At 64.6% G+C, this 22,907-nt stretch carries 20 protein-coding genes; 12 read left to right on the forward strand and 8 right to left on the reverse strand.

Annotation, left to right across the window (positions count from 1 at the left end):
- Nucleotides 1-454: 454 nt before the first annotated feature.
- The 6 genes from AAHM40_RS16235 to paaN form a co-directional block, all read right to left on the reverse strand.
- Complete coding sequence (locus tag AAHM40_RS16235) at nucleotides 455-1,945, reverse strand: aldehyde dehydrogenase family protein (protein WP_342245560.1); 1,491 nt, start codon at nucleotides 1,943-1,945, stop codon at nucleotides 455-457.
- A gap of 44 nt (nucleotides 1,946-1,989) precedes the next feature.
- The gene (locus AAHM40_RS16240) at nucleotides 1,990-2,379 is read right to left on the reverse strand and encodes a c-type cytochrome (protein WP_342245561.1); all 390 of its coding nucleotides are present in this window, start codon (nucleotides 2,377-2,379) and stop codon (nucleotides 1,990-1,992) included.
- 371 nt (nucleotides 2,380-2,750) lie between these two features.
- Nucleotides 2,751-3,671 carry a transcriptional regulator FeaR gene (gene feaR / locus AAHM40_RS16245; RefSeq protein WP_342245562.1) on the reverse strand — a complete coding sequence of 307 codons (921 nt, stop codon included), beginning with the start codon at nucleotides 3,669-3,671 and terminating at the stop codon, nucleotides 2,751-2,753.
- A 94-nt stretch (nucleotides 3,672-3,765) separates the two neighbouring features.
- The gene (gene paaX, locus AAHM40_RS16250) at nucleotides 3,766-4,689 is read right to left on the reverse strand and encodes a phenylacetic acid degradation operon negative regulatory protein PaaX (RefSeq protein ID WP_342245563.1); all 924 of its coding nucleotides are present in this window, start codon (nucleotides 4,687-4,689) and stop codon (nucleotides 3,766-3,768) included.
- Between the two features lie 91 nt (nucleotides 4,690-4,780).
- Nucleotides 4,781-5,380: a phenylacetic acid degradation protein PaaY gene (paaY, locus tag AAHM40_RS16255; protein ID WP_342245564.1), complete on the reverse strand. Its 600-nt coding sequence runs from the start codon at nucleotides 5,378-5,380 to the stop codon at nucleotides 4,781-4,783.
- A gap of 34 nt (nucleotides 5,381-5,414) precedes the next feature.
- Nucleotides 5,415-7,094, reverse strand: a complete 1,680-nt coding sequence (paaN, locus tag AAHM40_RS16260; protein WP_342245565.1) for a phenylacetic acid degradation protein PaaN — start codon at nucleotides 7,092-7,094, stop codon at nucleotides 5,415-5,417.
- Between the two features lie 406 nt (nucleotides 7,095-7,500).
- Between paaN and paaF the strand changes: the two genes are divergently transcribed.
- The 6 genes from paaF to paaK all read left to right on the forward strand — a co-directional run bounded on the left by paaF (nucleotide 7,501) and on the right by paaK (nucleotide 13,683).
- Nucleotides 7,501-8,274 (forward strand): 2,3-dehydroadipyl-CoA hydratase PaaF, encoded by a 774-nt coding sequence (gene paaF / locus AAHM40_RS16265; protein ID WP_342245566.1) that lies wholly within the window; start codon nucleotides 7,501-7,503, stop codon nucleotides 8,272-8,274.
- Between the two features lie 44 nt (nucleotides 8,275-8,318).
- Nucleotides 8,319-9,110 carry a 2-(1,2-epoxy-1,2-dihydrophenyl)acetyl-CoA isomerase PaaG gene (gene paaG, locus AAHM40_RS16270; protein ID WP_342245567.1) on the forward strand — a complete coding sequence of 264 codons (792 nt, stop codon included), beginning with the start codon at nucleotides 8,319-8,321 and terminating at the stop codon, nucleotides 9,108-9,110.
- 4 nt (nucleotides 9,111-9,114) lie between these two features.
- On the forward strand, nucleotides 9,115-10,632 hold the full coding sequence (gene paaH / locus AAHM40_RS16275) for a 3-hydroxyacyl-CoA dehydrogenase PaaH (RefSeq protein ID WP_342245568.1): 1,518 nt from the start codon (nucleotides 9,115-9,117) through the stop codon (nucleotides 10,630-10,632).
- Nucleotides 10,625-11,074: a hydroxyphenylacetyl-CoA thioesterase PaaI gene (gene paaI / locus AAHM40_RS16280; RefSeq protein WP_028627351.1), complete on the forward strand. Its 450-nt coding sequence runs from the start codon at nucleotides 10,625-10,627 to the stop codon at nucleotides 11,072-11,074. The genes paaH and paaI overlap by 8 nt, the downstream gene beginning before the upstream one ends.
- Nucleotides 11,067-12,272, forward strand: a complete 1,206-nt coding sequence (pcaF, locus tag AAHM40_RS16285) for a 3-oxoadipyl-CoA thiolase (RefSeq protein ID WP_342245569.1) — start codon at nucleotides 11,067-11,069, stop codon at nucleotides 12,270-12,272. The genes paaI and pcaF overlap by 8 nt, the downstream gene beginning before the upstream one ends.
- 100 nt (nucleotides 12,273-12,372) lie before the next feature.
- The gene (gene paaK, locus AAHM40_RS16290; protein WP_342245570.1) at nucleotides 12,373-13,683 is read left to right on the forward strand and encodes a phenylacetate--CoA ligase PaaK; all 1,311 of its coding nucleotides are present in this window, start codon (nucleotides 12,373-12,375) and stop codon (nucleotides 13,681-13,683) included.
- Between the two features lie 227 nt (nucleotides 13,684-13,910).
- Here the strand turns inward: paaK and AAHM40_RS16295 are convergent, their stop codons facing one another.
- On the reverse strand, nucleotides 13,911-14,303 hold the full coding sequence (locus AAHM40_RS16295) for a VOC family protein (RefSeq protein ID WP_342245571.1): 393 nt from the start codon (nucleotides 14,301-14,303) through the stop codon (nucleotides 13,911-13,913).
- A 228-nt stretch (nucleotides 14,304-14,531) separates the two neighbouring features.
- Between AAHM40_RS16295 and AAHM40_RS16300 the strand changes: the two genes are divergently transcribed.
- Nucleotides 14,532-14,885, forward strand: a complete 354-nt coding sequence (locus AAHM40_RS16300; RefSeq protein WP_342245572.1) for a DUF1428 domain-containing protein — start codon at nucleotides 14,532-14,534, stop codon at nucleotides 14,883-14,885.
- Between the two features lie 278 nt (nucleotides 14,886-15,163).
- A complete protein-coding gene (locus AAHM40_RS16305) occupies nucleotides 15,164-15,760 on the forward strand; it encodes an NADPH-dependent FMN reductase (protein WP_342245573.1) in 597 nt (198 codons plus the stop codon).
- Nucleotides 15,761-15,774: 14 nt separating this feature from the next.
- Here AAHM40_RS16305 and AAHM40_RS16310 read toward each other — a convergent pair whose 3' ends face one another.
- Complete coding sequence (locus AAHM40_RS16310; protein WP_342245584.1) at nucleotides 15,775-17,049, reverse strand: sigma-54-dependent transcriptional regulator; 1,275 nt, start codon at nucleotides 17,047-17,049, stop codon at nucleotides 15,775-15,777.
- A gap of 233 nt (nucleotides 17,050-17,282) precedes the next feature.
- On the opposite strand from AAHM40_RS16310, the gene AAHM40_RS16315 reads away from it, so the two are divergent.
- The 4 genes from AAHM40_RS16315 (at nucleotide 17,283) to AAHM40_RS16330 (ending at nucleotide 22,809) form a co-directional block, all read left to right on the forward strand.
- The gene (locus AAHM40_RS16315; RefSeq protein ID WP_342245574.1) at nucleotides 17,283-18,386 is read left to right on the forward strand and encodes a GNAT family N-acetyltransferase/peptidase C39 family protein; all 1,104 of its coding nucleotides are present in this window, start codon (nucleotides 17,283-17,285) and stop codon (nucleotides 18,384-18,386) included.
- Nucleotides 18,387-18,470: 84 nt separating this feature from the next.
- Nucleotides 18,471-20,345 (forward strand): di-heme-cytochrome C peroxidase, encoded by a 1,875-nt coding sequence (locus AAHM40_RS16320; protein WP_342245575.1) that lies wholly within the window; start codon nucleotides 18,471-18,473, stop codon nucleotides 20,343-20,345.
- 53 nt (nucleotides 20,346-20,398) lie between these two features.
- Nucleotides 20,399-21,550 (forward strand): catalase family protein, encoded by a 1,152-nt coding sequence (locus AAHM40_RS16325; RefSeq protein ID WP_342245576.1) that lies wholly within the window; start codon nucleotides 20,399-20,401, stop codon nucleotides 21,548-21,550.
- A 299-nt stretch (nucleotides 21,551-21,849) separates the two neighbouring features.
- The gene (locus tag AAHM40_RS16330; RefSeq protein ID WP_342245577.1) at nucleotides 21,850-22,809 is read left to right on the forward strand and encodes a homocysteine S-methyltransferase family protein; all 960 of its coding nucleotides are present in this window, start codon (nucleotides 21,850-21,852) and stop codon (nucleotides 22,807-22,809) included.
- Nucleotides 22,810-22,907: the final 98 nt, after the last annotated feature.

A 22,907-nucleotide genomic window follows, 5' to 3' on the forward strand; every position in this document is an offset into this window, starting at 1 on the left:
CAGGAATTGAAAGCGCCAGGTTTACCCGCACCAGGACGGTGCGAACGGCGGAGATTGGTGAATTTACGGGAGCTTTGGCTCCCTCCGAGCCCTTTCCCCTGTCGGGGCACTTCATATCCTGTAGGGGCGAATTCATTGGCTATGTCTGCATTGCGTGTTGCAGGCAGCTGTATTGCCCGTAGGAGCTGGCTTGCCAGCGAATGGCCCCGTTTCGCTGGCAAGCCAGCGCCTACAAGGTTCTTGGCCGAATGGGAAATTTCTCGCAACAGCTAACGCAGACATAGCGAATTCATTCGCCAAGGGCGGCGCAGCTGCCCCCTTCGAGACCCCAGGGCAGACCTTCGGCCTGCTTGGCGAATGAATTCGCCCCTACAGGTTCTATCCGCCCCTGTTGGTGCACGACACAAAAAAACCGGCAGGCGTGAAGGCGCCTGCCGGAAATCGAGGGTTTGGATCAGTGCGAGATGCAGACCGATTTCAGCTCGGTGTACGCCTCGATCACGGCGCGACCGAATTCGCGGCCCATGCCGGACTGTTTGACGCCGCCGAAAGGCATGTTCGGGTCCAGCAGCACGTGGGCGTTGACCCAGACGGTGCCGGCCTCGATACGTGGGACCAGGTTCATCGCTTTGGACAGGTCGTTGGTCCAGAGGCTGGCTGCCAGACCGTAGACGCTGTCGTTGGCCAACTCGATCATGGCGTCCTCGTCGGTGAAGGGGATCACCGACAGCACCGGGCCGAAGACTTCCTCGCGGGCCACGGTCATCTCGTGGTTCACGTCGGCCAGTACGGTGGGCTGGACGAAGAAGCCCTCGCCTTCCAGGCGCTCGCCACCGGCCACCACGCGGGCGCCTTCCTGGCGGGCCAGGTCGATGTGCTTGAGCACATTCTGCTGCTGCTTGAACGACACCAGTGGGTTGATCGCCGCGTTCTGGTCCATGCCCGGGCCGATGGACAGGCCCTTGACCGCAGCGGCCAGGCCCTGGACGAATGCCTCGTAAATGGACTGGTGCACGTAGAAGCGCGAGGCCGCGGCGCACACCTGGCCGTTGTTCAGCAGGCCGCCGAGCAGCGCGCCCTGCACCGCCTTTTCAACGTCGGCATCTGCCAGCAGGATCATCGGGTTCTTGCCGCCCAGCTCCAGGGCGAAGCGGGTCATGTTCTCCATGCAGGCCACGCCGACGCTCTTGCCCACGGCGGTGGAGCCGGTGAAGGAAACCTTGCTGACCAGCGGGTGCGAAGCCAGGGCATTGCCCACGGTGCTGCCGCCGCCGGTGACGACGTTGAACACCCCGGCCGGGATACCGGCCTCAAAGGCCAGTTCCGCCAGGCGCAGGGCGGTCAGCGGGGTTTCACTGGCGGGCTTGATGACCACGGTGCAGCCGGTGGCGAGCGCCGGCATCGCCTTCCAAGTCGTGATCATCAGCGGGAAGTTCCACGGCACGATGCCGGCGACCACGCCCACAGGCTCACGACGGGCGAAAGCAGTGAAGCGCGAGCCCGGGGGAATCGGGATGGACACGTCCATGGTCTGGCCTTCGATCTTGGTCGCCCAGCCGGCCATGTAGCGCATGAACTCGACGGTGGCGCCGACATCCAGCATGCGCGAGATGTTGATCGACTTGCCCTGGCTCAGGGTTTCCAGCTGGGCCAGTTCTTCCGCGTGCTCTTCCACCAGGGCAGCGAAACGCAGCAGGATGCGCTCGCGATCAGCCGGACGCAGACCGGACCAGACGCGGGACTTGAACGCCTTGTGGGCGGACTGCACGGCACGATCCAGATACTCCAGCGGCACGTCCGGCACGTGGGAGATGGCTACTCCAGTGGCAGGGTTCAGCACCGGGGTAGTCGGCCCTTCCGGCAGTAGCCACTGGCCGTCGATGAAGCAGCCGTGGCGGCGCTCCAGGAATGCCGCCACCTGCGACAGGATTTCAACCTTGCTCATGCTCGATCCTCTTTATCCGTGGGCCGGGCGCCTGCCCGGCGCCGTCATTTCTGTGCGCCCAGGAAACAGCCGACCGCGCGACGATCGTCGGCGCTGGCCATTCCGGCATAGAGCATGTAGGTACCGGCGACGAAGCCCTGGGGCTGGGCGATGAACTGCTCCAGGCTGTCCAGTTGCCATTCCACCGCCTTGGTCTTCATCGCCTGGGAGTAGCTGAAACCAGCCAGGCTGCCGGACTGGCGGCCATAGAGGCCATGCAGGTTGGGACCCATCATGGTCGGGCCGTCCTGCTTGGCCGAATGGCACACCGAGCAGTCGCTGCCGAACAGCGTCTCGCCCTTCTGCACCTGGGCGGGCGCGCAGTCCGCCGCCAGCGCCGATTGGGCCATCAGCAGAAGAACAACGGACAGCAGCCCCGTCTTGCGTTTGTGCATCAACATCACCACCTCGATCGTTCACAGGCCCGTCCCGCGCGGTAGAAAGGGCACGCGCGGAATCAGGGTCGATGTCCGGATTCTCTGCGCTGGGAGGATTCGAGGTTTTTTTGTCTGTGCCAGTCGTGTTGGCAGGGCTGCCAGGTGTGCCCCCCGGCGATTCACCTGCAGGGGGCATGAATCTTGTGGGGGCGAATTGATTCGCTATGTCTGCATGAGCTGTTGCGAGCGATTTACCGTCGGACCACGTGCCTTGTAGGAGCTGGCTTGCCAGCGAAACGCCGCCATTCGCTGGCAAGCCAGCTCCTACAGGCCAGGCGCCTGCCGATGCCCCTACAGCATTGGAATCGCCCCAGCAACGAAAGCGCCGCTCAACCCTGGCTGTACTGCTTGCGGTACTCGCTGGGCGATACGCCGAAGCGCGCCTTGAAAGCGGTGGAGAAGTAGCTGGAGTCAGTAAAGCCCCAGGCATAGCCAAGGGCCGAGAGCTTCTGCTCGCCACCGGAGTGGCGCAGGCTTTCGGCGCAGAAGTCCAGGCGGCGGTTCTTGATGTACTGCGCCACCACCAGGCCCTTCTTGGCGAACATGCGGTAGAGGCCACGTACCGAAACCCCCACCTCGCGGGCGATGGCTTCCGGGCAGAGCTCTTCGGCGCAGATGTTCTCGTCGATGAAGCGCAGGGTCTTGCGGAACAGGCGCTCGTGGGAGTCCGGTTCGACCTCGGCGCAGGTCAGGGCCGGACGAAGCAGGCTGACCATCGCCTCCAAGGTGGCTTCGCTCTCGGGCAGACTGAGGCTGCCTTGGTGGGTGGATTCGATAATCAGTCGGTTCGCCAGCACCGCCACCGGTGAACTGGCGGGGATGCGCTGGGCGCAACGTACACCGGAGAAGCGCAGCCCCTGCTCGACCACGTGGCGCGGCACGATCAGCGACAGTTGGCGGGAATTCTCGTGATAAACGAAATCGCTGGGCTGGGTGGAATCGATCAGGGTGATGTCGCCGGGCGCCAGCTCGATGCTGTTGCCGCCCTGCTCCATGCCGGCGCGGCCCGCCAGCTGGAACGCCAGGTAGAAGTGCTTGCCGTCGCTCTGGGCCACTTCCTTCGGGGTGCGGAACAGGCGCGCCTGGGCCACGTCCACGAAGCTCAGCTTGATGGCGCCGGCCTTGTGCTCGCGGATGGCGCCGGAAAACTCCGAGCCCAGCAGCTTGGCGCCGAAGCGCCCGCAGACCTGGTTGATACCCTGCAGCCACTCGTCGAAGTGGGCTGCCCTCAATGCTTGTGCAGTCATCATGGCTTTCTCAGCCTCACGCTAGGCGTTGTTCTTGTCATTATCCGGCCAGGCCGGGTTCACCTCGTCCGTGACGGCCACCACCATGGGTGGCGCTTTACCTCAAACCACCGAAACGCTGATAGAAGTTCTCGCCGGCATCGGGCAACGGACCATCCGCGGTTTCCAGCGCCGCGTTCAGCCATTCCTCTGCCTTGGCAAAGATGAGTCGGTAGATATTGCGGCACAGCTGGCGCGCCGCGCGGCCTTCCCAATCGCCCGGAAGCAGCTCGTCGGGCAGTTGCGGGTCACGCAGCAGCAATTTGCGGTATTCGTGGATCAGCAAGGTTCGGGCCAGGAAGCAGTCGGCCGGTTGCAGGTTTTCCTGCTCGCGCAGTGCCTGCCAGAGCGGGCGGAACAGCTGGATGAATTCACTGTAGTGCGTGCCCAGCTCGTCAATGTTCCAGCTCTCGCGAACTTGCATGCGCAGGGCCTTGGAGGCCAGGACATCCTGGGAGCGGGTTTCAAAAATGATGCTGTCTTCCAGCGCATCCAGTTCCTGCAGGGTGGCGGTCAGGTCCACGCGGTCGCAACGCGGGTTGGCCAGCACGGAGGGCGAGATCGCACCAAAACCTTGCCATTCCAGCTCTTCGCGCACCTGTTTGCGCTTTTCCTGGGGCAATTGCGAAAGCACCACCAGCGACCAGGCGCCGTCCCAGGCCGGCACACTGGAGCTGTAGACCCGCTTGAAGGCCTTCTCGAACCGCCGCCGGCCAGTGCCGGTCAGGCTGTAGTAGCTGCGTCGGCCAACCTTTTCCGCGCTCAGCCAGCCTTCCTTGGTCAGACGGAAGATGGACGTGCGAATCAGCCGTTCATTGATGCCCATGGGCTCCAGCAACTGGATCAGGCTGCCCAGCCAGACGGTACCCCCATGGGGCTCGATGGCATCGCCGTAGAGGGTGATGATCAGCGAGCTGGCACGAATGGGCGTCTGCTGCTGGAAGCGGGTGACGAGTTGATCCAAGGGCGCGAGCGAAGTCATGGGCATACTGGAAACGGAAAAGATGCCGAATATACCCGCAGGCTCGTCGGCATGACCATCGGGGAACGCCCCGGGTGTGCGAAGACCGCACTCATTGCGACGAACTCCCCTTGGGGCGCAGGCCACGGTCGGCGATACGCGGTCGGTCGGCCTCCACCTCCGCCAGAGGCTCGCAGACTTCCAGGCTCGTCAGGCAGCGCTGGGCCAACAGCTGGTATTCGCGGGTACCCGCTAGTTTCCAGGCGACCTCCTCATCGCTGAGGCTGCGCTTGACCTGCGCTGGCGCGCCCATCACCAGGGACTGCGCTTCGCAGCTGAAGCCAGCCTTGACGAAGGCGGTAGCCGAAACAAAAGAGCGCGCGCCGATCTGCGCGCCGTCCATCACCACCGCATTCATCCCCACCAGTGCGTCTTCGCCGATGCGACACCCGTGCAGCACAGCACCGTGACCGATGTGGCCATTACGCTCGACCACGGTGTCGCTGTCGGGAAAACCGTGCATCACGCAGGTGTCCTGGATGTTGGCGCCCTCCTCCAGGATGATCCGGCCGAAGTCGCCACGCAGACTCGCCAGAGGGCCGACGTAGCAACCCGGGCCGATGATTACATCGCCGATCAGCACGGCGCTGGGATGCACGTAGGCGGTGGGGTGTACCACCGGGGTCAGGCCGTCGAGGCTGTAGCAGGTCATCGGATACTCCTTATTGCTTTCTGTAGGAGCGAGCTTATGCGTGTCGGCGGCTCTGCACGGTGACAAAGCGCCGCGCCACGAAGGCGCCATCGGTGATAGAGGCGTTGGCCGCCGGATTGCCACCGCTCGCGTGGAAGTCGCTGAAGGCGGCGGACTGGTTGACGAAAACGCCACCGTCGAAGTTGACTGACAGCGCCACCGCGACCTCCTGGGACAGCTGCTCGGCCTGGTCCAGAACGGCCTCGTCAGTGGAGTACACACCCAGCGTCAGGGCGCCCTTCTCGGCGATCACCTCCCCCGCCAAACGCAGGCTGTGCGCGGTGTCGTCGGTGGCGATGACAAAGGCGATGGGGCCGAAGCGCTCCTCGGAATAGGCTTCGCGGTCAGCGGCGTCCACCTTCAACAGCAGCGGCGTATGGATACGCGCGCCGGGGAACTGCGGATGTTCGCGGGCTTCGCTGTCCAGCAGCACCTCGCCCAGCCCTCGACAGGCCTGGATACGCTGGGCGGTGGCCTCGGACTGGATGGCGCCGATCACCGCACAGGCACGCTCGTTGTCGGTGAGGAAACTGCGAACGGCACCCACGAGGGTCTGGGCGACCTCATCGAAGCTCAATTGCTCGTCACCGTTACGGATGCCGCCGCGCGGTAGGTAGATGGCCTGGGTGGTGGTGCACATCTGGCCGGAATAGAGGCTCAGGGAGAAGGCCAGGTTGCGTGCAACGGCCTTGATGTCGCGCACGCTGTCGATGATCACACTGTTGATGCCGGCCTTCTCGGTGAACACCTGGGCCTGGCGGGCGTTGTCTTCCAGCCAGTTGCCAAACGCGCTGGAGCCGGTGAAATCCACCAGTTTCACGCGCGGGTCCAGGGCCAGGCGCTGGCTTACCGGGGCTTGCGGGGTATCCACCACCAGGCTGACCAGCGCCGGGTCAAAGCCCAGTTCAGCCAGTACGTCCTGGGCCACCTTGACGCTCATGGCCACCGGCAGGATCGCGCCGGGGTGTGCCTTGACCAGCACCGGGTTGCCGGTCGCCAGGCTGGCGAACAGACCGGGGTAGGTGTTCCAGGTAGGGAATGTCGAGCAGGCGATCACCAGCGACAGGCCGCGCGGGACGATGTGCCAGCGCTTGTCCAGCACCAGCGGGTCCTGCTTGCCCTGGGGCTTGGTCCAGCGCGCTGCTTCCGGCACCTCGACCATGGCGCGCCAGGCATAGGCCAGCACCTCCAGACCACGGTCCTGCGCGTGGGGGCCGCCGGCCTGGAAAGCCATCATGTAGGCCTGGCCGCTGGTGTGCATCACCGCATGGGCCAGGGTCGGGCTCAGCGCGTTGAGGCGCTGGAGGATCTCCAGGCAGGCGCCCACCCGCGCGTTCGGGCCTGCATCGCGCCAGGCCGGCAGCGCCGCCTGCATACGCGCCAGCAGCGCGTCCGCGTCGTACTGGTCGTAAGTCACACCCAGGTCGAAGCCATAGGGCGAACGCTCGGCGCCGGCTCGACCCACCGGCTGGGGGCCAGCCAGGGTGAAGTGCTGGCCGAGCAGTGCCTCAAAGGCCGCCTGGGCGCCCTTCACCGCCTCTTCCGGGTACTGCTTGAGGCTTTCCGGGAAGGGCGACCAGTAGCCGCGCTCACTGATTGCCTGGACGGCACGCTCGAGGGTGCCACGGTGGTGCTCGAACAACTCGAGAGCGGCGGCACGGGCGGTGGTCGACATGGGAGAACTCCTCAACAAACGGGTGAAGCCACAAGGTGGCGCAAAGCGATTCGCTCGACTTCGAATTTTGTATCACATCAAACATAAACAAAAAAGCGCAGTCATCTGTATCAGATGACGACCGGTCATCGACACGCTCACCAAGCCCACATACATCCACACAAGCCGGAAAATCCGGCGATATAGAGATAATTCCTGCCGCAGGCTATCTAGCCTTTTGTAGCAAAGACACCCGATATGAGACACATAAATCATATGTGTACTTATTGTTTTGTATCGCTTTGTGGTTATACTCCGGCCAAAGTCGCCCCGCCCTCAGCGCGGCAGACACAGGAAGGGGTCCGCCCCGAACCCACTAATAAGAGCGGCTCACCACTGGCCGCGCGTGCACCTGAGGAAGAGTCGAATGCCTCGTACCCTTGCTGTCCTGCCGCCTGAGCAGGGTGTCCGCCTGATCACCCTGCAACGCCCGGAAGCACTCAATGCGCTCAACACCGAGCTGTTGGGTGAACTGGCTGCCGAACTGGACGCCGCCGAGCAGGACGCCGAGACCCGCGTCGTGGTCATCACCGGCAGCCGCAAGGCCTTTGCCGCCGGCGCCGATATCAAGGAAATGGCCGAACGCGACTTGGTGGGCATCCTCAATGATCCACGCCTGGCCCACTGGCAGCGCATCACCCGTTTCAGCAAGCCGCTGATCGCCGCCATCAATGGCTTCTGCCTGGGCGGCGGCTGCGAGCTGGCCATGCATGCGGACATCCTCATTGCCGGCGAAGACGCGCGCTTCGGCCAGCCGGAAATCAACCTCGGGATCATGCCCGGCGCCGGTGGCACCCAGCGCCTGCTGCGTGCGGTCGGCAAATCCCTGGCCATGCAGATGGTGCTCACCGGCGAATCCATCGACGCCCGGCATGCCCAGCGCGCCGGCCTGGTCAGCGAAGTGACCCAGCCCGAATTCACCGTTGAACGCGCCATCGCCATCGCCCGCGTCATCGCTCAGAAGGCGCCGCTGGCCGTGCGTCTGGTCAAGGAAGCGCTGCTGAAGGCCGAAGACACCGACCTCGCCAGCGGCCTGCGCTTCGAGCGCCACGCCTTCACCCTGCTGGCCGGCACCCGCGACCGCGACGAAGGCATCCGTGCCTTCCAGGAAAAGCGCCGCCCCGAATTCACCGGCCAGTAAGCACTGACCGTCCGCCCTTTCGAACTGCATAGAGCGCCAAAGCCATGAACTTCGAGCACATCCTGTTTTCCATCGAGGCGGGTGTCGCCACCCTCAGTCTCAACCGCCCTGAGCAACTGAACAGCTTCAACGCCACCATGCATGGCGAAGTCCGCGAAGCCCTCAAGCAGGTTCGCCAGAACCCCGAGGTGCGCGTCCTCCTGCTGACGGGCGAAGGTCGCGGCTTCTGCGCCGGCCAGGACCTGGGGGATCGCAACGTCGCCCCCGGTGCCGCCGCGCCGGACCTGGGCGAATCCATCGAGAAGTTCTACAACCCGCTGATCCGCGCCCTGCGCGACCTGCCCATGCCGGTGATCTGCGCGGTGAACGGCGTGGCCGCCGGCGCCGGCGCCAATATCCCGCTGGCCTGCGACCTGGTGCTCGCCGCCCGTTCGGCCAGCTTCATCCAGGCCTTCTGCAAGATCGGCCTGATCCCGGACTCCGGCGGCACCTGGACCCTCCCGCGCCTGGTCGGAATGGCCCGCGCCAAGGCCCTGACCCTGCTGGGCGACCGCCTGACCGCCGAGCAGGCTGAGCAATGGGGCCTGATCTACCGCGTGGTGGACGACGCCGCCCTGCGCGAGGAAGCCCAGAAGCTCGCCCGCCACCTGGCCACCCAGCCCACCTACGGCCTGGCCCTGATCAAACGCAGCCTCAATGCCAGCCTCAACAACAGCTTCGATGAGCAGTTGGAGCTTGAACGCGACCTGCAACGCCTTGCCGGTCGCAGCGAGGACTATCGCGAAGGCGTCAGCGCCTTCATGGAAAAGCGCACCCCAGCCTTCAAAGGACGCTGAGCCCATGCCCGCCCTTCACACATCCGCCACGGTCGCCGTGATCGGTGCCGGCGCCATGGGTGCCGGCATCGCCCAGGTCGCCGCCCAGGCTGGCCATCCGGTCAAGCTTTATGACAATCGCCCCGGCGCGTCCGCCCAGGCCATCGACGGCATCGACCGCCAGCTCGGCCGCCTGGTGGAGAAGAACACACTCTCCGCCGAGAACCGCGCCGCTATCGTCGCCCGCCTGCAACCGGTCGAGGCCATCGAGGCTCTGGCCGATGCCAGCCTGGTGATAGAGGCCATCGTGGAGAACCTGGAGGTCAAACGCGGCCTGCTGCGCCAGCTCGAAGAGCTGTGCAGCGCCGACTGCCTCCTGGCCAGCAACACTTCCTCCCTATCCATCACCAGCCTGGCTGCCGGCCTCAAGCATCCGGGCCGCGTGATCGGCATGCACTTCTTCAACCCGGCGCCGCTGATGGCCCTGGTGGAGATCGTTTCCGGCCTGGCCAGCGACCGCGCCCTTGCTGAAGGCCTGTACGAAACCGCCAAGGCCTGGGGCAAGCAGCCGGTCCATACGAAGTCCACTCCTGGCTTCATCGTCAACCGCGTGGCGCGTCCCTTCTATGCCGAAAGCCTGCGCTTGCTGCAGGAAGGCGCCGCCGACTGCGCCACCCTCGACGCGTTGATGCGTGACGCCGGCGGCTTCCGCATGGGCGCCTTCGAACTGACCGACCTGATCGGCCATGACGTCAACTACGCCGTCACCTGTTCGGTGTTCGACGCCTACTACGGCGACTTCCGTTTCCAGCCTTCGCTGATCCAGAAGGAACTGGTGGACGCCGGCCGTCTGGGCCGCAAGAGCGGTCACGGTTTCTACCGCTACGCCGAAGGCGCCGACCGCCCGCAACCGGCCGAGCTCACCAGCGATGCAAGCGTGGAATCCTGCGTGGTGGAAGGCAGCCTGGGCGTTGCCGAACCCTTGGTACAGCGCCTGGTGGACGCCGGCGTGAAGGTGGTCCGCCGTGACGGCAAGGGCCTGCTGCGAGTCGGCGACGCCGTGCTCGCCCTGTCCGACGGACGTCTCGCCAGCCAGCGCTCTCGTGAAGACGGCGTCGCCAACCTGGTGCTGATCGACCTCGCGCTGGATTACAGCAAGGCCAGCCGCCTCGGCATCGCCTGCGCCGCCAGCACGTCCGGGCTGGCCCGCGACCAGTCGGTGGCGTTGCTGCAACGCGCTGGCCTCAAGGTCAGCCAACTCAGCGACATCCCCGGCCTCGCCGTGCTGCGCACCGTGGCCATGCTGGCCAACGAAGGTGCCGATGCCGTGCTGCAAGGCGTGGGTTCGACTGGCGACATCGACCTCGCCATGCGCGCTGGCGTGAACTATCCGCAAGGCCCGCTGGCCTGGGCCGACGCCATCGGCCTGCCGGCGGTGTTGCGCACCCTGGAAAATCTCCAGACCGCCTATGGCGAAGCGCGCTATCGCCCTTCCCTGCTGCTGCGCCGCCAGGTCGCCGAAGGGAGGAACTTCCGTGACTAACCACGAAGCCCTCTCCCTCGCAGAAGCCTGCGCCAGCGAGCTGTTCGAACGCGACAACGCCAGCCAGGCCATGGGTATGCGCCTGCTCTCCGTGGCGCCGGGCCAGGCCCGCGTCGGCATGAGCGTGCGCGACGACATGGTCCAGGGCCACGGCACCTGCCACGGCGGCTACCTGTTCGCCCTGGCCGACTCGGCTTTTGCGTTCGCCTGCAACACCTATAACGAGGCCACCGTCGCCATCGGCTGCAGCATCGACTACGTGGCCCCGGCGCGCCTGGGCGATACCCTCACCGCCCAGGCCATCGAGCAAAGCCGCAGTGGTCGCACCGGCAACTACGACGTACGCATCGAAAACCAGAACGGGCAACTGATCGCCCTCTTCCACGGCAAGTCCTACAAAGTGCGCGGCTCGGTACTCGCGCAGGAGACCCCTGATGAATGACGCCCTGATTATCGACGCCGTGCGTACGCCTATCGGCCGCTACGCCGGCGCCCTGTCCGCGGTGCGTGCCGATGACCTCGGCGCCGTGCCCCTGCGCGCACTGATGCAGCGCCATCCCGAACTGGACTGGAGCGCCATCGACGACGTGATCTACGGCTGCGCCAACCAGGCCGGCGAAGACAACCGCAACGTCGCGCGCATGTCCGCCCTGCTGGCCGGCCTGCCGGTGAGCGTGCCGGGCACCACCCTCAACCGCCTCTGCGGCTCCGGCCTGGACGCCATCGGCAACGCCGCCCGTGCCCTGCGCTGCGGCGAAGCCGGCCTGATGATCGCCGGTGGCGTGGAATCCATGTCCCGTGCGCCGTTCGTGATGGGCAAGGCGGAAAGCGCCTTCTCCCGCCAGGCGGACATCTTCGACACCACCATCGGCTGGCGCTTCGTCAACCCACTGATGAAGAGCCAGTTCGGCATCGACTCCATGCCGGAAACCGCCGAGAACGTCGCCGAGCAATTCAACGTTTCCCGCGAGGACCAGGACGCTTTCGCCCTGCGCAGCCAGCAGCGCGCCGCCGCCGCCCAGGCCAATGGCCGCCTGGCGAAGGAAATCGTCCCGGTGGAGATTCCCCAACGCAAAGGCCCGCCGCAAATCGTCGAGCAGGATGAGCATCCGCGCGGCGACACCACCCTGGAACAGCTGGCCAAGCTGGGCACGCCTTTCCGCCAGGGCGGCAGCGTCACCGCCGGCAATGCCTCGGGTGTGAACGACGGCGCCTGCGCCCTGCTGCTGGCCAGCAGGGCCGCGGCCAAGCTCCACGGTCTCAAGGCCCGCGCCCGCGTGGTGGGCATGGCTACGGCCGGCGTCGAGCCGCGCATCATGGGCATCGGCCCGGTACCGGCCACCCGCAAGGTGCTGGAACTGACCGGCCTGTCGCTGGCCGACATGGACGTCATCGAACTCAACGAAGCCTTCGCCGCCCAGGGCCTCGCCGTCCTGCGCGAACTGGGCCTGTCCGACAACGACCCGCGCGTGAACCCCAACGGCGGCGCCATTGCCCTCGGCCACCCGCTGGGCATGAGCGGCGCACGCCTGGTCACCACCGCCCTGCACGAACTGGAAGAACGCCAGGGCCGCTACGCTCTCTGCACCATGTGCATCGGCGTGGGACAGGGCATCGCCCTGATCATCGAAAGGCTCTGAAACGCAAGAACCGAAATCTGAAAAACGGGTGAGGAGTATCCTCTTCCTCAGCACTCAGGAGCCTACATGGCTTCGGCATAACAATAATTTGAGTGAAACCATGAACATGATTGCCAATACCGCCTTGCTTGACCCGATGGAAACCGCCAGCGTCGACCAACTTCGCCAGCACCAGCTGGAGCGCCTGCGCTGGAGCCTCAAGCACGCCTACGAAAACGTCCCGCTATACCGCCAGCGCTTCGATGAAAAGGGCGTGCACCCGGATGACCTGAATGCCCTCGAAGACCTGGCGAAGTTCCCCTTCACCGGCAAGAGCGACCTGCGCGACAACTACCCCTACGGCATGTTCGCCGTCCCGCAGAGCGAGATCGTGCGCATCCACGCCTCCAGCGGCACCACCGGCAAACCCACCGTGGTCGGCTACACCCAGAACGACATCGACACCTGGGCCAACGTGGTCGCGCGCTCGATCCGTGCCGCCGGTGGCCGCAAGGGCGACAAGGTGCACATCTCCTACGGCTACGGCCTGTTCACCGGCGGCCTGGGCGCCCACTACGGCGCCGAGCGCCTGGGCTGCACCGTGATCCCGATGTCCGGCGGCCAGACCGAGAAGCAAGTCCAGCTGATCCGCGACTTCCAGCCGGACATCATCATGGTTACTCCGTCTTACATGCTGAACCTGGCCGACGAGATCGAGCGCCAGGGCATCGACCCGCACAAGCTGGCCCTGCGCCTCGGCATCTTCGGCGCCGAGCCCTGGACCGCAGAACTGCGCCGCGCCATCGAAGAACGCATGGGCATCACCGCCCTCGACATCTACGGCCTGTCGGAAATCATGGGCCCGGGTGTGGCCATGGAATGCGCCGAGACCAAGGATGGCCCGACCATCTGGGAAGACCACTTCTACCCCGAGATCATCGACCCGGTGACCGGCGAAGTACTGCCGGACGGCCAGATGGGTGAGCTGGTGTTCACCTCGCTGTCCAAGGAAGCGCTGCCGATGATCCGCTACCGCACCCGCGACCTGACCCGTTTGCTGCCGGGCACCGCGCGCCCCATGCGGCGCATGGACAAGATCACCGGCCGCAGCGACGACATGCTGATCATCCGCGGCGTGAACGTTTTTCCGACCCAGATCGAAGAGCAGGTGCTGAAGGTCAAGCAACTCTCCGAGAACTACGAGATCCACCTGTTCCGCAACGGCAACCTGGATAGCATCGAGGTCCACGTCGAGCTCAAGCACGAGCACGAGAACCTCGGCGAGTCCCAGCAGCAGGCTGTCTGCAGCGAACTGTCGAAGTTCATCAAGACCTACATTGGCATCAGCTCGCGCATTGTCCTGCGCCCCAGCTACTCGCTGAAGCGCTCCGAAGGCAAGGCCTGCCACGTCTACGACAACCGCAACAAGTAATGCTGGCGCCAAAAAGAAGCCCCGTTCATGCGGGGCTTCTTTTTGGGCGGATCAATGGCGGGGCGGGTGCGCGAGACGAACTCGATATCGTCGTTTCCCCTGGACCCGGCAATCCGCTGAAGACAATGAGCATTTCAACTCCCTGAATGCCGGTTGTGAGGGGGGCCATCCTAGGCAGAACCTCGCCATTGATGAGTATCAGTGCCTCGCGATACCCATTGCAGGCTCTACGGTCCCATGGGTGAACAGAGCTCAACCAGCAGTCCGTCAGGGCAACGCAGATAGGAGACCACCTGCCCCCAGGGTCGTTCCTGCGGAGCTGCCAGCTCCTGCGCTCCGGCCGCCAGTGCACGTTGGTGGGCGGCAGGGACATCGCAGGTAACCAGGGCGATTTCAATGCCCAACGGCTGCAACGATTCATTGGCGCGGACATGGCCGCCCGGAAGATTCATATCCCCAAGTTCATGGGAAGCGAAAGCCAGAGTCGTGGCCCCGGTATCCAATTCGCCGTAGTCGCCGGACTCATGCAGAAAGCGGGCGGGTAAGCCGAATGCCAATCCGAAGAACTCCAGGGTGCTTCGCACATCCGACACATAGGCGATGGTGTATCCGAACTTCATGATCAGTACTTCCTTGTCAGCCGCAGCTATGAGAGCCAGGCATCATCGATGGCCCTGCCCGGCCAAAGCAAGGGCGGCGGCCACAGGAAAATCCTGACCGCCGGTCGGATCCATCCGATCACGGCGACAATCCTGTCGAACGCCAACGAGCTCTTTCGACTCTTGGTTAGATCGGCCAGTCAAGGCCGGTTCCAATCAACAGAACGGAATCCAGACAGGAGTTCGAAAATGACCTATGTAGATGGCTTCGTAGTGCCCGTTCCCACCGCCAGCCGTGAGGCCTATCGCAAGGTGGCCGAGATGGCCGCCGGGGTCTTCAAGGAGTACGGCGCGCTCAGCGTTGTCGAGTGCTGGGGTAACGACGTGCCCGAGGGCAAGGTGACCTCCTTCCCGATGTCGGTGAAGTTGAAGGAAGGGGAAACAGTCGTTTTCTCGTGGATCACCTGGCCCTCGAAGCAGGTTCGCGATGAAGGAATGGCAAAAGTGATGGAAGACCCACGCATGAAACCCGATCCGAGCACCATGCCCTTCGATGGCCAGCGGATGATCTTTGGCGGGTTCGAGGTACTGGTAAGCGCCTGATCGGCCGCTGGAGGGAGGGCAGCTGCGCTGCCCTTGGCGAATGAATTGGCTCTGTCTGCGTTAGCTGTTGCAACGTTGAGTGAAGCGCTCTAGCGCAGGCCTTCGAGGCTTCCGCGCCAGCCTGACGCAGCCCTCATCCGAACGCGGCCCGCCCCGGCCTGATCGCTTCGCGCTCCGGCCTTCGTTGGCACCATCCGCACCTCGGAATGACGTCCACTCCCTTGCCGGCTCGCACGCCGCCCGCTAGCCTGCCCGCGGTCTAAACAAGGAACCCCCAGATGCTGAACATCGTCCTGATCGCCGGCTCGAGCCGCGCCAACAGCCAATCGGGCAAGGTCGCCCGCTTCATCCGCCAGCGCCTGATCGAACTCGACAAGGCCAGCCCCAGCTCCTGCAGCATCATCGACCTCGGCCAGGGTCCGCTGCCCCTGTGGCCGGCCGAAGACACCGGCCCCTGGAGCGAATACCAGCAGCAATTGCGTGACGCCGACGCGGTAGTCGTCATCGCCCCCGAGTGGAACGGCATGGCCTGCCCGGCCATCAAGAACTTCTTCATCTACGCCAGCAAAGCCGAACTGGCGCACAAGCCAGGCCTGCTGGTTGGCGTCTCCTCCGGCATCGGCGGCGGCTACCCGATCAGCGAGCTGCGCGCCTCCAGCTACAAGAACTGCCGCCTCTGCTACTTGCCGGAGCACCTGATCATTCGTGGCGTGGAGAACGTACTGAACGACGTCGAGCCGATGAGCGAAGACGACCAGCGCATCCGCGTCCGCATGGACTACGACCTGGACATCCTCGCCCGCTACGCCGAAGCGCTGAAGCCGGTTCGGGAAGCCATCGACATGAGCATCCCGGCCTTCGCCAACGGCATGTAAACGCGGCAGTTGCTCTACAGCAATTGATGTTTATGCAGCAGCCGATAGAACGTCGGCCGCGATACCCCCAGCACCTTGGCCGCATGGCTGAGGTTGCTGCTGTAGTGAGCCAGCGCGTCGCACAACGCCTGGTACTCGGCCCGCCGCTTGTAATCTTCCAGCGTGCCCAGCAAGGCACCGTCCACCGAGGCACTCTGCAACCCCAGGTCATCCGCTTCGATCGGTCCGCTCTCGGCCAGGGCATAGCCGCGCCTTACCCGGCTGGCGAGTTCGCGTACATTGCCGGGCCACCGATGGCGTGCCATGGCGGCCAGGGCCTCCTCACTGAAATGACTGGCTCGGCGTCCCGCCTCCAGGCTGTAAAGATCAGCGAAGTATCCGGCCAGCAGGGCGATATCACCCTGGCGTTTGCGTAACGGCGTGATCAGCAAGCGGTTCTGTTCCAGCCACTGACGCATCCCGGCATGGAAACGCCCCCCTTCCACCAGTTCGCCCAGTTCCTCTCGCGCCGAGGCCAGCACCCGCACATCCAACGTCTGTACCTCACCGTCGGCGTGGCGCAGGGTCTTGCTGCGCAAGCAGGCCAAGAGTCGCTCCTGATGACTCACGGGCAACTCATGAATGGCATCAAGGAACAGGGTGCCGCCATTGGCAGAAGCCAGCTTGCCCTGATGGCCGAACAGCAGGTTCGCGGTTTCCGGTTCCGGCAGCACACCGCAGTTGAATCTGACGAATGGCCCGGCCACCCGTCGCGACATCCTGTGCAGGGTGCGCGCCACCAACTCTTTGCCGCTGCCGCTTTCCCCCAGAATCAGCACGGGCTTCTCGCTCGGCCCCAGGCGCGACAGTTGCTTGCGCAGCTCGCGCAGCGGCCGGCTCTGCCCCAGCAGCTCATGCTCGTCGCCACGGCGATTGCCGATGCCGCGCAAGCGTGCAATGCCGAAGGCGCGCCCCAGCAGGCCCTGCAGGCGCGGCATGTCCACCGGCAGCGTCAGGGCATCGAAGAACCATTCACCAATGAACTCGTCCAGCCCCGTCACCGGCTCGGTCAACGGATCGACCAGGGCAATCCATTCCGTACCGCTGCGGCTAATCAGGTGCTTGACCCCTTCCGGCCGCTCCAGATGGCCGCTGTGCAGGCGCAGCAGACCGATGTCGTAGCTCGCCGCAAGCGCTGCATCCAGGCTCTGGCTGGAGACTGACCAACCGGCCTCTTCCAGGTGCGGGAGAATCCGCCGGCAGTGGTCGCAAGGGTCGACCAGCATTAGACGTCGCGGTGCGGAGGAGATGGATTCCACGATGAACCTTCCTTGACGTCAAAAAATTGCTTTATCAATAAAAACAAGAGGTTGTGAGTACCACCTGTAACGCTAGCAAGAACCTTGGCGGTCTATGGATCGTTTCTCTATAAGGGCAATTTCCCTTCGCGCTTTAGTCTGGCCCTCACCCCGGAAGCGTCTCGACAGCGTTCCAATCAAGGCCAATACTCGGGCGACTCCTTCCCTGCCTTGCGGGGCGTGCCATGAACCTGCTTCTGCGTACCGCTACGCTCGACGACCTGTCGGCGCTGGTGGAGCTTGAGAGTCGCTGCTTCGAGGTTGCCCGCCTCGGCCGGCAACAGTTCCGGTGGATGATGGTGGAAGCCAACGCCCACCTCACGGTTGTCGAGGGCGACGGCCACTCCCTCCTGGGTTATGCCCTGGTGCTGTTTCGCCAGGGCAGCACACTGGCCCGCCTCCACTCCATCGCTACCGACCCACGTGCACGTGGCAACGGCATCGGCCAACGTCTGCTGGAAGCGGCCGAAACCGCCGCCCGTGGGCATGACTGTGCCTACTTGCGACTGGAGGTGTGCGTGGACGATCGCCAGCCCGTAGCCTTGTTCGAGCGCAATGGCTACTGCAACCTGGGGCTGTTGACGGACTTCCTCCCCGGCCACCGCGATGCCCTGCGCATGGAGAAGCGCGTGGTGCAGCATCCGCAAGCCTTGAAGCGCCACGTTCCGTATTACCACCAGACCACCGAGTTCACCTGCGGCCCCGCGTGCCTGCTGATGGCCATGGGCGCCCTGGACGGTGCCGTGCCCGGCAACCACCAGGACGAGCTGCGTCTCTGGCGCGAAGCCAGCAGCGTACACATGCCCGGCGGCCACGGCGGCTGCAGCCCACACGGCCTTGCGCTGGCAGCCTGGAGACGCGGTTACCGGGTCAGGCTGCACCTGAGCGACCAGGGTCCACCGTTTCTCGATGAAGTACGCGACGCCGGCAAACGCGACGTGATCCGCCAGGCCCACGACGATTTCTGCAGCGCCCTGAAGGACACCGACATCGAGCAGCATCTGGGCGAAGATCTGGACCTGCGTCCGCTGCTGGCGTCCGGTGGCCAGCCCCTGGTGCTGGTAGACGGCCATCGCCGCAGCCGCAGCCGCGCCCCCCACTGGGTCCTGGTCACCGATTACGACCGCAACTTCATCTACCTGCACGACCCCAACGCCGAGCGCAGCTTGCAGCGACGCCCACAGGACTGCCAGCACGTCCCGGTCACTCATCAGGAATTCGAGCGCATTAGCCACTTCGGTCAGGGTAAGCAGCGTGCGGCGGTGGTGCTCTATCCGCGAGGGACTTAGCACTAATGCGTAGTAGCACCTTGCCAACACCCCAACCGATTGGCATAACGTAGGCAATTTCAGCAAGCTACAAGGAAGTATCTGATGCGCGCTCTCCGCCGTGTCCTTTGGCTGGTGCTATTTCTCCTGCTCGCAGGCCTTGCGGTTGTCCTTTACTACATCGCCAACCCCAATCTTCCGGCCTACCAGGCACCTAACCAGCTGCACTACCTGGACCAGTGGAGCGACCAGGAGCGCCAGACCTACTACTACACCCCCCAGGGCACGACGGTTAAGGGGCTCCGCTACGAGTGGTTCACCGCCCTCGAGTTACCCTTCTCCCGCGACAAGTTCGCCCATCCGGACTACCTGGCACGCTTCGGTTTCCTGGTAGACCCGCAGCAGAAACCCACGCCACTGAACCCTGGCAACCTGCCGGTGGGCATGGCTCGCCACGAAGACGAGAAGACCGGCGCGCAGTACCTGGACATCAGCTGCGCCGCCTGCCACACCGGGGAACTGCGCTACAAAGGCCAGGCCGTGCGTATCGACGGCGGGGCCGCCCTGCACTCCCTCGCATCCACCGTCCCCACCCTGCGCGGTGGCAGCTTCGGCCAGGCACTGGGCATGAGCATGGCCTTCACCTACTACAACCCGCTGAAGTTCAACCGCTTCGCCGAGACCGTGCTGGGCGAGCGCTACCCCGACGGCAAGAAGGAACTGCGCAGCGAGTTCAAGAAAGTCCTCGACCGTCTGCTCGGCACCGCCTGGAACGACACCCATCGAGGCCTCTACCCCACCGAAGAAGGCTTCGGCCGCACCGACGCCTTCGGCCGCATCGCCAACAGTGTCTATGGCGACGCCATAAGCCCGGACAACTACCGGATCGCCGACGCCCCGGTGAGCTACCCGCACCTCTGGGATATCTGGAAGTTCGACTGGGTGCAGTGGAACGGTTCGGCCATGCAGCCCATGGCCCGCAACATCGGCGAAGCCCTGGGCGTAGGCGCCAGCCTGCACCTGTTCGAGCCGGACGGTGGGCAGGTGCCGGAAGCCGACCGCTATGCCTCCAGCGTGCGCGTGCGTGACCTCCATACCCTGGAAGAAACCCTGAAGAAACTCACTCCGCCCACCTGGCCAGAAGCCGTCCTCGGCAAAGTGGACCTGGCCCGCGCAAGCCAGGGACGTGCACTCTTCGTCGAGAACTGCGCCTACTGCCACGCCCCGAACGTCGTGCCGCCGGAGCAACGCATGGCCCCCGGCCGTGACCCGGAATGGCACATGCGCATCGTGCCCATCGACATCATCGGCACCGACTCCACCACGGCCGACAACATCGCCGACCACCGCTTCGACATCAGCAAACTGGGCTGGACCCACGAGCAACTGGCCAAGCTCGACGTCAAGCTGTTCGGCGCCAGTCTGGACCAGGTGGACTTCAGCAACATCTCCAGTGCCAAGGGCCTGGCCTACATCACCGCCTTCGTTGAAGACCAGGCCTACAAGCAAGCCGGCATCTCCGGTGACGAACGCGCTCGCATGGACGGTTTCGGCCTGCCCATCGGCGTACAGGAAAAACGCGGCTACAAGGCGCGCCCGCTGGACGGCATCTGGGCCACACCGCCGTTCCTGCACAACGGCTCGGTCCCGACCCTGTTCCAACTGCTCTCGCCGGTCACCGAGCGGGTCAGCCAGTTCAATGTCGGCAGCTTCGAGTACGACCCGAAATTCGTGGGTTTCCAGACCTCGGCGTTCCCCGGCAGCTTCCTGCTGGACACCACCATCAAGGGCAACGACAACCGCGGGCATGAGTTCCGCGATGGCTGCCGCAAGGACGGTGTGATCGGCCGCGCCCTGTCGCCGGACGAGCGCCTGGCACTGATCGAATACCTCAAGGTCCTGGGCAACCCGGCACTGGAAGGCCAACTCACACCTGTCGAAGCCAGGCCCTGGACACCCGGCCCGGACTGCGCGGGTTAGGACCCGGTTCCTGACCCCGCCCTGACTGCAGCAGACAAAGGACTCACGTACCCATGCTCAAGCGCTTCTGGCTCTGGCTCGGCCGAGTACTCGGCAAACTCCTGCTCTTCATGCTGATCGTCGGCCTCATCGGCTGGCTGGCGTGCGAGGCCTACTACGGCTGGAAATTCTCCGGCCCGGTACCGACCGAGGAAGTCATCCCTGCCGATGAAGCGGCGCAGACCCGCGCCATCATCGACGACGCCGTCCGCATCGTCGAACAGCACCGCGACAACACCCGTGTACTGCGCGACGCCCACGCCAAGGCCCATGGCTGCGTGAAGGCGGAAGTCAGCGTACTGCCGAACCTCGATAGCGACCTGCGCGCCGGCGTCTTCGCCGAACCGGGCAAGACCTGGCAGGCCTGGATGCGCCTGTCCAATGGCAATGCCTTCCCTCAGTTCGACAGCGCGCGCGACGCTCGCGGCATGGCCATCAAACTGCTCGACGTGCCTGGCGAGAAACTGATGAAGAGCCCGACGCACCTGGGCGAGCAGGACTTCGTGATGTTCAATCATCCGGTGTTCTTCGTGCGCGACGTGGCCCAGTACCGGCAGAACTTCAACGCCCAGGCCAACGGTGAGAAGATCGGCGCCTTCTTCCCCAGCTGGGACCCACGCAGCTGGGAACTCCGCCACCTGGTCATTGCCCTCCAGACCTTGGCTCCAGCCCCGGACAGCCCGGTCAGTGCCACCTACAGCTCAATCTCGCCGTACAAGCTGGGCGAAGCGAACATCAAGTACCGGGTCATCCCCGACCCACAGAGCTGCCCGCCTTACCAGCTGCCGGAACAGAACACCGCGCTGCCCAACTTCCTGCGCAACGCCCTCTACCAGCAACTGTCGCTGGACCGGGTGCCGGCCTGCTTCGCGCTCCAGATTCAGAAGCAGAATGCCCAGTACTACATGCCGATCGAAGACACCAGCGTGGAGTGGGACGAGTCCATCTCGCCCTTCGTGACCGTTGCCACCATCAAGGTCCCGGCCCAGGACTTCGACAGCCGCGAGCAGAACCTCGCCTGTGACAACCTGTCCTTCAACCCCTGGCATAGCCTGCCCGAACACCGCCCCATCGGCGGCATCAACCGACTGCGCAAGGCGGTCTACGAAGCGGTGAGCGCGTATCGCCATGAACGCAATGAAGCGAGTGACGCGACCGCGCCCTGACTTGTAGGCGCGATCGTTTTTTGTACGGGCGAATTCATTCGCCAAGCAGGACAAAGTCCTGCCCATCGGTCCGATTGGGGCAGCTGCGCTGCCCCCACCCATCAGCCCACCGCAGCTACGCCCCGCACGGGTGCTAGCCTTTCCTCTTACCCACCGGGCGCCAGACCCCGCCCGGCGTAGTGCCTACGGGCCAACCCTTCAACTGCGGAACACGCCCGAGGCCAATCCGGCTGTCCGCCCCGCCTTCGCCATGAGGCCCACTGCGGACGTCCACGTCCACAGGTCACGGAGTCAACACCATGGCCCAATATCGCGGCGCCCTTCCACAACTGGAGGGCGAACTTTTCCTGACTGATGGCGGCATCGAAACGACCCTGGTTTTCCACGAAGGCATTGCCCTCCCCGACTTCGCCGCCTTCGTGTTGCTCAATTACCCCGATGGCCAGGACGCCCTGCGCAAGTACTTCCGCGCCTACTGCGCCATCGCCAGCCACTATGGCACCGGCCTGATTCTGGAAAGCCCGACGTGGCGCGCCAACCCTGACTGGGCCACTCACCTCGGATTCACGCCCCAAGGCCTGGCCGAGGCCAACCGCCAGGCCATCGCCCTGCTGGAAGCGCTGCGCAGTGAAGTGGCAAGCGGCCGTACCCCCGTGGTGATCTCCGGTTGCGTAGGCCCGCGAGGTGATGGCTACATCGCCGATGAAGCCATGGACGAGTTCCAGGCCCAGCAGTACCACAGCGAACAGATCGGCGTATTCGCCGAAACCGCTGCCGACATGGTCACCGCCATCACCATGAATTACGTGGAAGAAGCCTTGGGCGTCGCCCTGGCCGCGCGCGAGCTGCGCCTACCCGTGGCCATCTCCTTCACCGTGGAAACCGACGGCAGGCTGCCCACCGGCCAGACGCTGAAAGAGGCCATCGAACAGGTGGACAGCGCCACCGCCTCTTATCCGGCCTATTACATGGTGAACTGCGCCCACCCCGATCACTTCGAGGACGTGTTGGTACCCGGCAGCCGCTGGGTGCAGCGCATACGCGGGCTGCGCGCCAATGCCTCGCGCATGAGCCACGCGGAACTGAACGAGGCAACGGCCCTGGACAGCGGCGACCCCGAGGAACTGGGCGCGCAGTACGCCCGGCTGCGCCAACGCCTACCCAACATCAACGTCATGGGCGGCTGCTGCGGCACCGACCACCGCCATATCGAACAGATAGCCAAGGCGTGCAAACCGCTCTTCCGCGCGGCCTTGTAAGGGCGAATCAGTCCCGGGCTCGTAGGGGCGAATTCATTCGCTATGTCTGCGTTAGCTGCTGCGAGAAATTTCCCATTCGGCCAAGAGCCTTGCAGGAG

It is taken from the genome of Pseudomonas sp. OTU5201 (genome assembly GCF_038440135.1).
Lineage (GTDB): Bacteria > Pseudomonadota > Gammaproteobacteria > Pseudomonadales > Pseudomonadaceae > Metapseudomonas > Metapseudomonas resinovorans.